The organism is Marinobacter sp. G5_S1_61_S3 (assembly GCF_054968585.1).
Window position 1 is genome coordinate 1 of record NZ_JBQKUK010000017.1, and the last position, 14118, is coordinate 14118.

The window sequence follows — 14118 nt, forward strand, 5'->3', positions numbered from 1 at the left end:
GAAAAAATACCCCCACCCCCCCTATCGACGTGCAGCTCAGGAATATCCAGGACCTTTCCAGTCGCTTTGTCTCTCTTCGCGAACACTCCGTGGTCAGCTCGGCGCGGGGTGGTATCTGGATTTTTCGCCAGAAAAAGATGTCTGAGCAAAGCGAGTTCTTTTTCAAGAAAAATACAGATGCCACCCCGCAAGCCCGCCCCCAAAACCATCAGGCTACGAAAGAGAAAGCAACTCCCAAAGCGTCAGGCAGTCTGAACCCGAACCCCGGAAACCTGACCAAGGGCAACCTCCGCCACTGTATGCAACTTCTCCAATTGCGACTGGAGCATGGCAATCGGCCGGGTTCCCTCCAGGGTCAGGGTGATATCGAGATGCTCCCCGGCGGATTCCACCGCCATTGTTGCAATCCGGAAACCGCGAATACGGACCACCTGGCAAAGACGCTCCAGGGCGGCCGCTTCCTGCGACATGCGGCAGCTGATTTTATAGCTCGGTGTTGAGGACTGGCTTTGCGGTTTCATGCAACGTGTTCCTTTTTGTTGGTGCGTCGGGTTTCGTCGATCATTTCGCGGTTGCTGGCGCCGGGTTTGACGATGGGCCAGACGTTCTCCTCACGGCTGATGGCTACGTGCAAAAGCATCGGGCCGTTGTAGGCCAGGATGGTCTCAATGCCACGACGGATCTGGTCAGTGCGGCTGATGTGCAACGCCGGGATGTCGAAGGCGCGGGCCATGGCGACGAAGTCCGGGTTGTCGTCCAGGTTGATCTGGCTTTCACGATTGCCGTAGAACAGTTCCTGTTGCTGGCGCACCATGCCCAGGCACTGGTTGTCCATGACGATCAGTTTTACCGGCAGGTTATAGCGGCGGATAGTGGCCAGTTCCTGGGCGTTCATCATGAACGAGCCATCGCCCGTCACGTTGATCACCGTACTATTGCGGTCGGAAAACTGGGCACCGATGGCAGCGGGCAGGCCAAAGCCCATGGTGCCCAGGCCGCCACTGGTGAGGTGGTGGCGAGGGTGGTCAAAGTCGTAGTGCTGGGCTACCCACATCTGGTGCTGGCCGACGTCACAGGCGATAACGGTATCATCCGGGGCAATTCGGGAGAGCTGGCGAACAAAGGCCGGGCCGGTGATCGGCGCCAAGGGTTCTTCGTTGTCGGCGGCATGGAAGCCGCCGGTGGTGTACCAGGTTCGGCACTGTTTCTGCCAGTCGCCAATGTCCAGCGGCTTGTCCTGTAAGGCGTTGGTCAGTGTTTCGAGAATGTCATTCAGGTCCCCCCGAATAGCCAGCTCGGTCGGGCGCAGTTTGTTGATCTCGGCGGCGTCGGCGTCAATGTGAATCATCTTTGCATTGGGGGCGAAGCCATCCAGGCTGCCGGTGGCGCGGTCATCCAGGCGGGCACCGATAACCAGCAACAGATCGCATTCATCCACGGCTTTATTGGCCGCCCGGGAGCCGTGCATGCCCAGCATGCCCAGGTTGTAAGGGTTGTGTTTTCCCGGGTTGCCGATACCTTTGAGCGTTACCACCGCTGGCAGAGCGGCGGATTCAGCAAACGTGCGAAAGCGATCTTCAGCGTGTGCCAGGCTGATGCCACCACCGCTGTAGAGTATGGGTTTGCGGGCCGCCCGCAGCATCGTGAGCGCTTCGGCCAGGTCTGGGAAGCTGATCTCCCGTGGCTCGGACCGGGGGAAGGGAGCATCGCTGACATCAGCCAGCAGCAGGTCCTTGGGTATATCAATCCACACCGGCCCCGGCCGCCCATTTTGAGCGAGTTCCATCGCCTCTTCCATGATCGCGGGCAGGCTGTCTGCGTCGTCAACCAGATAGCTGTGTTTAACGATGCCCAGCGTCATGCCCAATACGTCGGTTTCCTGGAAGGCGTCGGTACCGATCAATCCCGAGGGCACCTGGCCGGTGATGACCAGCATGGGGATGGAGTCCCGGTGAGCGTTGGCAACGCCGGTGATCAGGTTGGTGGCGCCGGGGCCTGAGGTGGCAATACATACGCCGAGCTTACCGCTTGCGCGGGCGTAGCCGTCGGCGGCCAGGGCGCAGGCCTGCTCGTGGCGGCACAGCACGTGTTCCACACCGACATCGTCCACCAGCGCATCGTATAGCGGCATGATGCAGCCGCCCGGATACCCGAAAACCGTGCTGATGCTGTGGCGGTGGAACGCGTCAAGAATGTGCTGTGCGCCGTTCATGGTTGTTATTCCTTTTTCCTGATGCAAAAAAAAGCCCCCGGGACCTTTCGGTGCCGGGGGCTTTCGTGTGTTTGTCGAGTCTGTTTCTATCTCACCCGCTTGTCCACGCAGAAGCCCCCGGACGGTACCACGACCACCAGGACTAGCTTCACAAGGACAACCACTGCGTTGAGATTCATAAAATCAGTATCTGCTCTGAATCTGAGAGAAGTTTATGTGTAGAATCTACCCCACGAAAACAACCGGATGCAACCGTTTTCTGACAGTTTCTAAAACGACTGCCTGGACTGTAAACCGACATCACCCGAATTTAACTGCGAGCGATCAATGACCAAAGCAAAACTGGGATCTATCGGATTGTCCTTTCTGGTACTGGCTTTATTGGTGGTATGGATGGCAACCGGTGACGTCAAGGAAGCGCGGGACGAGGCACCAGAGGACACACCTGAGGAGTCGGTCAGCGCGCCCTCCGTTCAGGTGGATGTGTTGCGTACAAGGCTTTACGAGCCCGGGTTAATGCTGCAGGGGCAGTTGGAGCCCTGGCGAACCGTGTCAGTTGGCGCTCGGGTAGCCGGCACGGTAGAAGAGCTGATGGTGGAGCAGGGTGACCAGGTTGAGGCGGGGGATGTCCTGCTTCGACTCTCCGAGGATGGGCGACGTACCTCGGTAGAACAATGGCAGTCCCGCATTCGCAAATTGGAAGCCGATTTATCGGCTGCCCAGAAGCTCCGATCCCGGAATCTCACCTCCGAATCCGAAGTGTTGACCCTGCAAAGTGATCTGTCTGCGGCAAGAGCTGAGCTCACTCAGGCACGTCTTGCTGTTGACAACCTGGAGCCACGAGCGCCTTTTGATGGAACGGTGAATCGACGGGATGTCGACCTTGGTGATCTGGTCCAGGTCGGGTCACCACTGTTGGAGCTGGTACGCGTTGATCGGCTGAAAGCGACGGGGCAAATCCCGCAGCAGTCAGTGAGCGCCGTCGAAGAAGGGCAGGCCGTAACCATTCGCACGTTGGATGGCGACAGCCTGGAAGGTGTGGTGAATTTCGTGGCCAGTGCCGCAGACCCGGACACCCGTAGTTTCCCGGTGGAGGTGTCCATAGATAACCCGGAACGTAAGCGGGTTGCCGGCGGTAGTGCCACGCTGCGCATTGCGCTGCCGGAAGTGGAGGCGATGTTCATTTCGCCGGCCTATCTCAGTCTTGGGGATGATGGCCGGCCCGGTGTTCGCTATGTGGGCGACAATAACGAAGTGGTGTTTACCACGGTCAAACTCCTGAACGTCACCACGGATGGCGCCTGGGTCACTGGCCTGCCGGATGAAATCCGGTTGATTACCCGGGGCGCGGGTTTTGTATCCATCGGGCAGCAGGTACGCCCGGTTGATCGTGATTCGGACCGGGGCTAACCGATATGCGAACCTTGATTTTCGCCGCTCTCGACCGCAGCCGGACCACACTGCTGACACTGGCTTTCCTGATCCTGGGTGGTGTTGCGGCTTTTCAGACCATCCCCAAAGAAGCGAACCCGGACATCACCATTCCCATGATCTATGTGTCAATGACACTGGAGGGAATCAGCCCGGAAGACGGTGAGCGCTTGCTTATCCGGCCCATGGAGCAGGAACTGCGTTCCCTCGAGGGCGTCAAGGAAATGCGTGGTACGGCTTCCGAGGGTCACGCCTCGGTGATGCTGGAATTCGACGCCGGGTTTGACCCGGACATCGCGCTTCAGGATGTGAGGGAAAAGGTTGATACCGCCCGCAGCAAGCTGCCTCAGGAAGCTGACGAACCAAGAGTCAATGAAATTAACGTGGCGCTGTTTCCGGTCATGTCGGTTGGCCTCTCCGGGCCTCTTTCCGAACGCGAGCTGGTCACTATTGCCCGGCGTTTGCAGGATGCCATCGAAGGCATTCCGGAAGTGCTGGAAGTGGACATTGGTGGTGACAGGGAAGACCTCTTGGAGATCGTTGTCGATCCCCAGGTGCTTGAAAGCTATGGCGTCGACTTTGATCAGTTGGCGACGTTGGTCACTCGCAACAATCAATTGGTTGCTGCCGGAAGCCTGGATACCGGTGCAGGTCGCATGACCATGAAGGTTCCGGGCGTTATTGAATCCGTGGAAGATGTTATGGCCATGCCGGTCAAGGTAGGCGGCGACACCGTCGTGACCTTTGGCGACGTGGCTATGCTTCAGCGAACCTTCAAAGACCCGCGAGGGTTCGCCAGGATCAACGGTGAGCCGGCGCTGGTGCTGGAAATCTCCAAGAGGACCGGTTCCAACATCATCGAAACCGTGGAAAAGGTGAAGGCGCTGATTGAACGTGCCGGGCCGCAACTGCCCGACGAGCTCGAGGTTCGCTACATCATGGACCAGTCTGGCGAGGTCCGGGACATCCTTAGTGATCTGCTCAACAATGTGCTGACGGCCATCGTGCTGGTGATCGTCCTGATCATTGCCGCCATGGGTCCCCGTTCCGCCCTTTTGGTGGGGCTCACCATTCCCGGTGCGTTCCTGACCGGTATCCTGGTGATCTGGGGAATGGGTTTTACTCTTAATATTGTGGTTCTGTTCAGCCTCATACTGGTGGCTGGCATGCTGGTGGATGGGGCCATCGTGGTGTCGGAGCTTGCCGACAGGAACCTCTCCGAGGGCCAGAACGTAAAGTCTGCATGGGGCGAGGCGGCCAGCCGCATGGCCTGGCCCATCATCGCGTCAACCGCCACCACGCTGGCGGTATTCATCCCGCTGTTGTTCTGGCCGGGCGTGGTCGGCGAGTTCATGAGCTTTTTGCCCACCACCGTCATCATCTGTCTGACCGCCTCGTTGGCCATGGCTCTCGTATTTTTGCCGGTCCTTGGCAGCATCAGCGGCGGAAAACGCCGTCCCCAGTCTGCGATCAGTGGTCGGATGACGGACGTCTACCGTGGCGTTCTCGGGCGACTATTGGCAAAGCCCGGTTTTACACTTCTTGGCGTGCTTGGCGTCGTTGTGGTCATCTATGCGGCTTATGGCAAGTTCAACCATGGTGTTGAATTTTTCCCGAGCGTGGAGCCGGATTCAGCGCAGGTACATGTCAGGGCCAGAGGGGATCTGTCGGTGCAGGAGCGCGATGCCATCGTTCGGCAGGTCGAGCAGCGTTTACAGGGAATGCCTGAGGTGAAAGCCCTCTATGCCCGCTCAATGGTCAGCCCCGGAAACCAGATGGCGCCGGACGTCATCGGTGTGCTGCAGTTCCAGTTCACGGACTGGTTTGAGCGCCGGCCAGCGACACAGATACTGGAAGATTTCCGTTCACTCACTGCGGACATTCCCGGCATTGAACTGGAGTTTCGCAAGCAAGAGGGTGGTCCTGCGGATGGCAAGCCCATTGAGCTTATGGTCAGCAGTATGGACAGCGACCAACTGGAACGGTATGTCGCTCTTGTCCGGGAACGGATGTCTGGCATCGACGGCTTCGTGGATGTCGAAGACGACCGCAGCCTTCCGGGCATCGAATGGCGCCTGAACGTTGACCGCTCAGCCGCCGCCCGATTTGGTTCAGACGTGCTCAGCGTTGGCAGTGCGGTGCGACTGATTACCAACGGACTGGTGCTCGCCACCTATCGTCCTGAGGACGTGCGCGACGAAGTCGATATCGCCGTGAGAGTGCCTAATAACTGGCGGGAGCTGGATCAGTTCCAGCGCCAGACGATTAACACCAGCCGTGGGCAGGTACCGCTCTCGGAGTTTGTTGAGTTGGCACCTGGTGACAAGATTGGCAGCATTACCCGCGTGGACGGACAGCGCACCATTACGATCAAGTCCGAGATAGAGCCGGGTCGCCGTGCGGACGAACTGCTGATGGAGTTGCAGCAGCAAATGCCTGAAACGCCCGAGGGTGTATCCGTCCGATTTGCCGGCGAGAATGAGGACCAGGAACAAGCCTCGAATTTCCTGGCATCGGCGTTTCTGGTCGCGATTGCCCTGATGCTGTTGATCCTGGTGACCCAGTTCAATTCGCTCTACCAGACCATGCTCATTCTATCGGCCATTGTGCTTTCCACAGCGGGCGTATTGCTTGGCCTGCTGCTCAACGGGCAGTCGTTCGGAATCGTAATGGTGGGCATGGGCATCATTGCCCTTGCGGGCATCGTGGTGAACAACAACATCATTCTGATCGACACCTACAACCAGATGCGAAAAAGCGGTATGGCGGCATTCGAGGCCGCATTGGAGACCGGATGCCTGCGCCTGCGACCGGTATTGCTGACGGCCATCACCACCATACTCGGGCTGATGCCAATGGTGCTCGGGGTAAATGTGGATCTCCTGACCCCGTCTTTGGGCATCGGTGCTCCGTCCACGCAGTGGTGGACTCAGCTATCCAGTGCTATTGCCGGCGGGTTGGCGTTTGCAACGGTGCTCACGCTGTTGCTGACCCCGGCGCTGCTGGTTTTGGGTGACAAGACCGGCCAACGGGTACGTGGGTTTGTAAACCGATAGTGGTGTGGTTTACAAACCGCGTTGGCCGGGTGGAGGGAGATTAGCGTCGAATGCGGCTTGATAAGTCCCGTGCCGCCTTCGCCATGCTTTCAAGCTTTGGAACCATAGTGAGGTTTTCCTCCGCAGCGCGGTTCATCGTTTCGGATATCTCTGCAACTTCGGTCACGTTACGGTTAATTTCCTCGCTGACGCTGGTTTGCTCTTCGGCCGCCGTTGCCACTTGAGTGGTTGCGTCATTCACGCTGCCCATGCGGCGATTGATCTCGCCCAATGTCTGCCTGACCGCCTCCACCGACTGCCCGCTCTCCTGAGTGACAATCTCGCTTGCCTGCATATATTCAGAGGCGTCTCTGGACCCGGTGGCTATGGTGTCGATGATTCGGTCAATCTCCACGGTGGCTTCCTGGGTCTTGGCTGCCAGATTCCTGACTTCGTCTGCGACTACGGCGAACCCTCGGCCCGCCTCTCCAGCGCGGGCGGCCTCAATGGCGGCGTTTAGTGCCAGCAGGTTGGTCTGGTCCGCGATTTCGCGGATGACTTTCATTACGTCGCCAACCTTCTTGCCGTCGGAAGTGAGCTGATTGACGGTTCGTGACGAGGTCTGAATCTGGTCAGCGAGTCGATTCATGCTGTCCACTGCGGCGTGGATCTGCTTGTCAGCTTCGCCCGTCTGGCCGGATGTTTCCTGCACTTGGTTTGCAACTGCCGCGGCGTGTTGTGCGACATCTTGAGCGGTTGCCGACATCTCGTTCATGGCCGTTGCGATCTGGTCAATTCGCTGATGGGCAAGTTCGGATTGGGATGAGACTTTGCCGGCATTGTCCCGGATCATTGAGCCCGTGAGTTCGAGTTCGCGAGCATTTTCTTCCATCAATTCGCCGGTTTCTGAGAGAAAGCCCTGTAGCTTGCGGGCGCTATCAGCCAGTCGACCCAATTCATCCCGACGGATTAGAGTTGCGGGATCAGACAGGTCACCTTCCCCCAGTTTGTGCATTTGGCCAATCAGTGTTTGCGTCGGTCGGACGACGGAACGAACCAGGACAATGACGCAAGCGATCGTTCCCAGAAACACTGCGAGTAGCATCAGGCCACCGACGCGCCAGGTGCTCGTGGTGACGGATTCGTTCAGGGCCGCGGCCTCGGCCACACCCTGTTGACGAATGAGTGCGGAAGCTTCTTCAATCAGCCTTGATGGTTCCCGATCGATGCCGCTGACGGCCCGATCGCCTTCGCCGTGCTGGTAGCCTGATGCCACAAAGTCGGCGAACCCGGTCCGGTAAGCTTCACCCATCTTCTGGTGGGAGCGCTGGAACTGACTCATCAGTGCGCGGGCCTGATCATCTTCCAGCCTTGGGATAAGACTATCCAACTTCTGCTGGATGAGGGCTTCCTGTTCCTGGAACTGGGTCCAGTACTTTTTACGCTGACCGGCATCCGAGCCGCGAATCAATACGTTTTTCCATTCCTGGACCTGGGTCTTGAAATCACTGAGGATGTCCTGCGCCTCCAGTGCCCTGACCATTTGTTGGCTGGCCAGCCGGTGATAGTCGTTCTTAGCCTGGAGGGAGTAGTTGAAGTAGTAGCCGGCAACCAGTATGACGACCAAGTTTGCGGCAATGACAACGCTCAGCACACGATTGAGAATGCTTCGGGAATACCAATTCATAACGTAGGGGGCCTGTTTCTAGCTAGAGCTTTCGATCGCGCGTAGTAAAACACGATCGGTCGGCTCACGCACTACGAAATGGCGGGCGTCAATACAATTACATATGATCAATCAGAAGTAGTGACTGGCCACTAGATGGGAGTGAAATACTGTTCCAGCAGGGCTTCAAAGGGCAGAGGCCTGCTGTATCGATAACCCTGCAGGTAATCACAGCCCCGCTGGAAAAGCCATTGTTCATGGGCTTCGGTTTCGACGCCCTCAGCGACGACTGAGAGCCCAAGCCCTCGCGCCAGGCCAATGATCGAGAGGGTAATGGCGCAGTCGTCCTCGTCGTCTGGCAGTTGGCTGATGAAGGAACGGTCAATCTTGATCCGCGAGAAGGGCAGGCTCTTGAGGCGGGACAGTGAAGAATAGCCGGTTCCAAAGTCGTCTATGGACAGGCTTGCACCGTCGGCCACCAGCTCTTCCAGGATACTGTTCAGTGAGTTGAAATCCCCTTGAATGGAATCCTCGGTTACCTCGAAATGCAACGCGCTGGCCGGCACGCCATATTCATGGCAGGTTTCCCTGATCAGGCTGGGCAGTTCCGGTATCGATACCTGCTCGGCCGCCAGGTTGACGGAAATCTCTGGCAGCGTAATGCCCTGGTTGTGGGCCTGTTGCCAGTGTTCGCACACGCGGCGAAGCACGCACTCCCCCAACGCATACATCAGGCCACCGCTTCTGGCTATCCCCAGAAATTCAATGGGTGACAGCCAACCCCGTTGCGGGTGTTGCCAGCGTACCAGGGCTTCCAGCGACTCCAGTTTCATCCCGGCGGCGCTCATGATGGGTTGATAGAACACCTCCAGGGTGTGGTTGCTGATGGCTGCCCGCAACTCGTTTTCCAGAACGAATCGCGAACGGGCCGTTACCTGGATGCTCGAATCAAAGAAGCACGCCTGGTCCCGGCCCCGCTGCTTGGCGTTGTACATGGCGGCTTCGGCGCCACGCAACAGCTCTTCGGTGGTTTGACAGTCTCCGGGCAAGTGGCAGATGCCCAGGCTCGCGCCAACGGAGATGGAGTGGCCAGTGAGGCGGATGGGCCTGTTGATTTCCTGCCTTATACGCGAGGCGGTCAGTTCCAGAGAGTCCCGCATGGTGTGGTTGCGCACCATGAGGGCGTACTCATCGCCTCCAATCCTGGCCAGTAGATCTTTGCCTGGAACAGAGAGCTTTTTCAGGCGGCGACCAACTTCGGCAATAACGTTGTCACCCACTTGAGGCCCAAGCCCATCGTTGATGGATTTCAGGCGGTCCACGTCAATCCATATCAGCGCCAGGCTACCAAGCCCTCGTCGGTCTATTTTGTCGGCGAGGTGACCGATACGGTCTCGCAGGGATTCGATGTTTGATAGCCCGGTCAGTGAATCGTAACGGGTAACGTATTCAAGTGCGCGTTGTGAGTGGAGCCAGGCTTCGTGGGTATTGATCAGGCTGATGGTATCGGCAATAGCGATGACGAAGGATATTTCCGGCAAGGTCCAGTCACGTTGGTGCGTTGATTCCAGACAAATGACGCCACTGAGTCGGGCGCCATCAAACACCGGTGCATCAAGCATCGATAGGATGTTCAAGGGTATAAGGTAGCCCGGCGCGAATGCCCGGGTGCGGGGATCGTTCTGGGCGTCCCGGACAGACAGCACGCGTTCGGTTTCCAGGGCCGAGAAGTACTCCGGGTTGCCGGACTGGTACAGGCTGGATTTGTCACCGGTGGCAGCGTCCGCAGTATGAAGCCACTCGGATTCAATGCGATCACGTTCCTCTGGAAACTGCCAGACACTGACCCGGTCAACGTTGAGCAGCCTCGCACAGAGCGCCGTCAGGTCTGCGAGTTTTTGCGGGCGCTTCTTGTCGATAAACGCCGGACTGTGGCTGAGTTCCGTCAGTGCCTTGTGAAAGGTCACGAAGGTGTCCGTATCGTGCATAGTCTCTGGCTGTCAGTTTCGAGGACGATAGTAGGTGTACGACAAGGAGCGGCGTTTGGTCGCTTTGCGCCAGCATTTTTCATTTTTCGACTTTCTCATACTGGCACCCGGCCCCGATACTGTCCACTTTGAAGTCATAAGAGTGGGACATGGGTCGTCACCAGCGTTCGGAAGTACCGCAGTTAGTTAGGCTTTATTGTCTGATTGAGTCATTTTAAAGGCGCCTGCGGCGAAATGCCGGTTTCTGGTTTATGCTGGTAGCGAAAAAACAACAAATTTATTGTCTCTCTTGAACTGGGAATATCTTTGCAAAAGGGTCTGACGCAGATTCTGTTCGCCATTATGCTGTTTGCGCTGCCTGCTCTGGTTTCAGCGGAGCCGGCGGTTTGGGACAGTTATGCCAAGCGGTTGGAGCTTCTCAGGTATGTGGAGTATTGGCAGGAACCCGCCGGCGCCGTTCCCCTGGATTCCGTGAGACAGCTTCCCGAAAGAGAGTGGCAGTCAAACGGAAAAGACAGCGTTAGCCTGGGATACGGTGATGAGGTTTACTGGTTCCGGGTAAATGTTCGCAACCCAGGGGCCGCCACGGCTCCCCTGTTCCTGGAAATCGGGTATCCGGTGTTGGACCATATCGAGGTCTATCTGCTCGAAGATGGCGAGCTTGTAAAACGACAGTTATTGGGTGATAAGCAGCCGTTCTACCAGCGCCCAATCTACCACCGCAATTTTCTTGTCCCGCTCTCCCTTTCACGTGACGACGAGCTCTCCATCTATCTTCGAGTGGACACCACCAGTTCCATGCAGGTGCCCCTGACCCTTTGGGATCAGGATGCTTTCTACGTGGCCGAGCAGGCCCGCAGCCTGTTCGAGGGCATTTACTACGGCATTGTGCTGGTGATGATCCTCTACAACTTGTTTGTGTATATGGCGGTTGGCGAGCGGAGCTTCCTGCATTATGTGGGGTACATTTCGGCCATGCCCCTGTTCCTGGCGAGCCTGCATGGCGTTGCTTTCCAGTATCTCTGGCCGGAGGCTACCTGGTGGAATGACCAGGCGATCACCGTGTTCCTCAATCTGGTCGTGCTGTTTGGCGGCACCTTTAGCCTTCACTTTCTCAATGTGACGTCAGCCAACCACCCGTTTCTCAACAGACTGACGGTGGGGATTGTCGTTATGGCTGGTGTGATGGCAACGGCGGGATTGCTGGTTCCGTATCGACTCTTGATCCTGCCGACCATTCTGCTTGCTTTCCTGGGCTGCACGACCATGCTGGTGCTCAGCATTGTGCGCTGGCTGAAAAAGGACCCCGCAGCGAGGTATTACGCGTTGGCTTGGGTGTTTATGCTTTTCGGAGGGATTGTCCTGGCGTTGAGCAAGTTCACCGTGTTGCCACGCAACCTGCTGACGGAGAACGCAACCCAGGTGGGATCCGCCATGGGCGTCATTCTGTTATCGATGGCGCTGGCAGACCGGCTCAACAGGGAAAAGAAGCGTGCTTTCGAGGCCCAACAGCGCCTGTTGCTTGAAGAACGCAAAGCCAGGATGGCTCAGGAAAAGTCCCTTCGTATTCAACAGGAAGCCAATACGTTACTTGAACAGAGAGTACAGGAGCGCACCCGGGACCTCGAGTCGCTCAACGATCAGTTGCGCGAACTCAGTGCCACCGACGCGCTCACCGGGCTCAAGAACCGTGGTCACTTTGACCGTACCTTCAGCTCGGCGGTGGTGAAGGCGTATCGATTTAGTCAGCCATTGTCACTGCTGCTTCTGGATATCGATCATTTCAAGAAGTTCAACGACACACATGGTCATCTGGTCGGCGACGATTGCCTGCAGATGGTGGCCAACTGTATCCGCGACTATGTCACGCGCCCACAGGATTTGGCTGCCCGCTACGGCGGCGAAGAGTTTGTGGTTCTGTTGCCGGATACCCCGAAAGAGGGGGCGCTGAGAGTGGCCGAGAAAATCCGGAGCCGGATTGAGGAAACCGGGTTCCGGGTGTCGGATGAAGTCTTGCACCTGACGGTGAGTATTGGTTTGTGTGCCGTCTGTCCCAGCCAGGCGGATGCCACCAAAGACATCTTCAGTTGGGCCGATGGGGCCCTCTACGAGGCCAAGGGGCGTGGGCGGAATCAGGTCGTCGTCTGCGAGCCCCCCTCCGTTCAGGGAGCGGAACCTGTCATGACCTGATGGGCTGGCTGTCTATCCTGGGCCAGTTCATCGTCTCCTCCAGCAAAAACGCCAGTTCCAGCAGTGTCTGCTCACCCCCGTGCTTACCCATCAGCTGAATAGAAACCGGCAGACCCTGCTCAGTGAGGCTGGCTGGCAGCGAAATGGCGGGTGCGCCGGTGGCGTTGGCCAGTGGCGTAAAGCTGACGTATTGGGTCAGGCGGTCGAACAGGGTATCAAAGTCGACCGTGGGGCTCAGGTAGCCGATTTCGGGCGTGGTGTGACCCAGTACCGGAGTGAGAATGGCATCGTAACTGGCCATGGTGCGAGCGTAGTCCTGATACGACCGGTGCAGGCGCCAGAGTGCCGCCGGTAATTTGTAGAACTGCCTCCGGAAGGCTTTGTCCAGCCCAAGGGTTAGCCCGTCCAGCTGTGACTTGTCAAAACTAGGGTGAATCAACCGCTTGCCATTTGCGCGCACACCAAAGGCCAGCATTCCCCAATAGAGCGCAAAATCATCAGGGAAAGATGAGGCAACGGGAACTCCTACAGGTTCCACCTTGTGGCCAAGCTTTTCGAGTAGTTGTGCTGTATTTTCAACGGCTGCGCGGGTTTGATTGTCGGTGGCGTGACCGTTGATGGAGTCGGTCACCAGGCCAATACGGAGTGAGCGTGTGGCGGGGCGCTCTACCTTTCCTATGGCCGGGAGTTTCGGGTTTCGGAAAAAGCGTTCCGCTCCGTGATAGAAGTTGGCGGTATCCCTGACCGTGCGCGTTACCACACCATCACTGACGATATTGATGGGGAGTGTTTTAGCCGCATCGTTGTCGATCAGCCGTCCCCGGGTTGGTTTCAACCCCACCAGCCCACAACAGGCGGCTGGAACGCGGATGGAGCCACCGCCATCGTTGGCGTGTGCGATGGGGATGACACCTGCGGCAACCAGCGCCGCGGAACCTCCTGATGAAGCACCGGTGGAATATTGAAGGTGCCAGGGGTTGCGGCTTGGGGTGTCATGGGCGGGTTCGGTGGTGGCATTGAAGCCGAACTCAGGCAGGGTGCTTTTGCCAAAACACACCAGGCCCTGGGCCAGCAACTGACGGGCGAAAGGGCTGGTTTCGTCGGCCGGGTGGGAATGGATGGCCGCAGTGCCATGGGAGGTGGGGAATCCCTTCACCTCGGTGTTGTCTTTGATCACCGTGGGAACGCCCGCAAAGATGCCAGGCACCGTTTTTGCAGCCGGAGTTTTATTTGCGATCATGCCGGCACCGTCGTCCGGAATGGGGGTAACCAGGCCATGGATAAAGGGTTCGGCTATTCGCGCCCGGGCCAGGGTAGCCTGGAGGACTTCGCCGGCTGATACGTCGCCGTTGTGAATCAGTTCGGCCAGCCCGGTGGCGTCGTGCCGGCCCAGCAGATCGTCACTGAACGTGTGCATTGATTGCGGGTGGGGTTGCAACGGATGTTGGGCGGTCAAAGCAGATACTCCGTGTTGTTTTCGGGACTGTATCCACTGTATATAAAACCTAAACGTGACGATATGTCATATCAGGAAATTGCATCGCGGCGCACGACAAGTAGAGGGGATGTAAGTAAAGGCCCTCGCCGGGCCTTTCG

The 14118-nt window shown here is 57.7% G+C and carries 8 protein-coding genes; 3 read left to right on the forward strand and 5 right to left on the reverse strand.

Annotation, left to right across the window (positions count from 1 at the left end; translation table 11 throughout):
• Positions 1-242: 242 nt before the first annotated feature.
• Positions 243-521 (reverse strand): ACT domain-containing protein, encoded by a 279-nt coding sequence (locus tag ACTRWH_RS16465; RefSeq protein ID WP_126810413.1) that lies wholly within the window; start codon positions 519-521, stop codon positions 243-245.
• Entirely contained in the window at positions 518-2212 is a 1695-nt protein-coding gene (gene ilvG, locus ACTRWH_RS16470; protein WP_462826647.1) for an acetolactate synthase 2 catalytic subunit, read from the reverse strand. The genes ACTRWH_RS16465 and ilvG overlap by 4 nt, the downstream gene beginning before the upstream one ends.
• A gap of 327 nt (positions 2213-2539) precedes the next feature.
• Here ilvG and ACTRWH_RS16475 point away from each other — a divergent pair, with 327 nt between their 5' ends.
• Entirely contained in the window at positions 2540-3622 is a 1083-nt protein-coding gene (locus tag ACTRWH_RS16475) for an efflux RND transporter periplasmic adaptor subunit (protein WP_041334683.1), read from the forward strand.
• Between the two features lie 5 nt (positions 3623-3627).
• Positions 3628-6699, forward strand: coding sequence for an efflux RND transporter permease subunit (locus tag ACTRWH_RS16480; RefSeq protein ID WP_213479484.1), 3072 nt, complete (start codon positions 3628-3630; stop codon positions 6697-6699).
• A gap of 40 nt (positions 6700-6739) precedes the next feature.
• On the opposite strand, the gene ACTRWH_RS16485 is transcribed toward ACTRWH_RS16480, so the two are convergent.
• Together ACTRWH_RS16485 and ACTRWH_RS16490 are read right to left on the reverse strand one after the other, a co-directional pair.
• On the reverse strand, positions 6740-8365 hold the full coding sequence (locus tag ACTRWH_RS16485; protein WP_462826648.1) for a methyl-accepting chemotaxis protein: 1626 nt from the start codon (positions 8363-8365) through the stop codon (positions 6740-6742).
• A 131-nt stretch (positions 8366-8496) separates the two neighbouring features.
• Positions 8497-10311 carry an EAL domain-containing protein gene (locus ACTRWH_RS16490; protein WP_462826649.1) on the reverse strand — a complete coding sequence of 605 codons (1815 nt, stop codon included), beginning with the start codon at positions 10309-10311 and terminating at the stop codon, positions 8497-8499.
• Positions 10312-10638: 327 nt separating this feature from the next.
• On the opposite strand from ACTRWH_RS16490, the gene ACTRWH_RS16495 reads away from it, so the two are divergent.
• A complete protein-coding gene (locus ACTRWH_RS16495) occupies positions 10639-12522 on the forward strand; it encodes a sensor domain-containing diguanylate cyclase (protein WP_258955189.1) in 1884 nt (627 codons plus the stop codon).
• On the opposite strand, the gene ACTRWH_RS16500 is transcribed toward ACTRWH_RS16495, so the two are convergent.
• A complete protein-coding gene (locus tag ACTRWH_RS16500) occupies positions 12512-13978 on the reverse strand; it encodes an amidase (protein ID WP_227517770.1) in 1467 nt (488 codons plus the stop codon). The two genes, ACTRWH_RS16495 and ACTRWH_RS16500, sit on opposite strands and share 11 nt — an antisense overlap.
• Between the last annotated feature and the right edge of the window lie 140 nt (positions 13979-14118).

Coding starts and splice junctions, on each gene's coding strand:
- ACTRWH_RS16465 (WP_126810413.1), bottom strand. CDS start 521: ATGAAACCGCAAAGCCAGTCCTCAACACCGAGCTATAAAATCAGCTGC.
- ACTRWH_RS16485 (WP_462826648.1), bottom strand. CDS start 8,365: ATGAATTGGTATTCCCGAAGCATTCTCAATCGTGTGCTGAGCGTTGTC.
- ACTRWH_RS16480 (WP_213479484.1), top strand. CDS start 3,628: ATGCGAACCTTGATTTTCGCCGCTCTCGACCGCAGCCGGACCACACTG.
- ACTRWH_RS16475 (WP_041334683.1), top strand. CDS start 2,540: ATGACCAAAGCAAAACTGGGATCTATCGGATTGTCCTTTCTGGTACTG.
- ilvG (WP_462826647.1), bottom strand. CDS start 2,212: ATGAACGGCGCACAGCACATTCTTGACGCGTTCCACCGCCACAGCATC.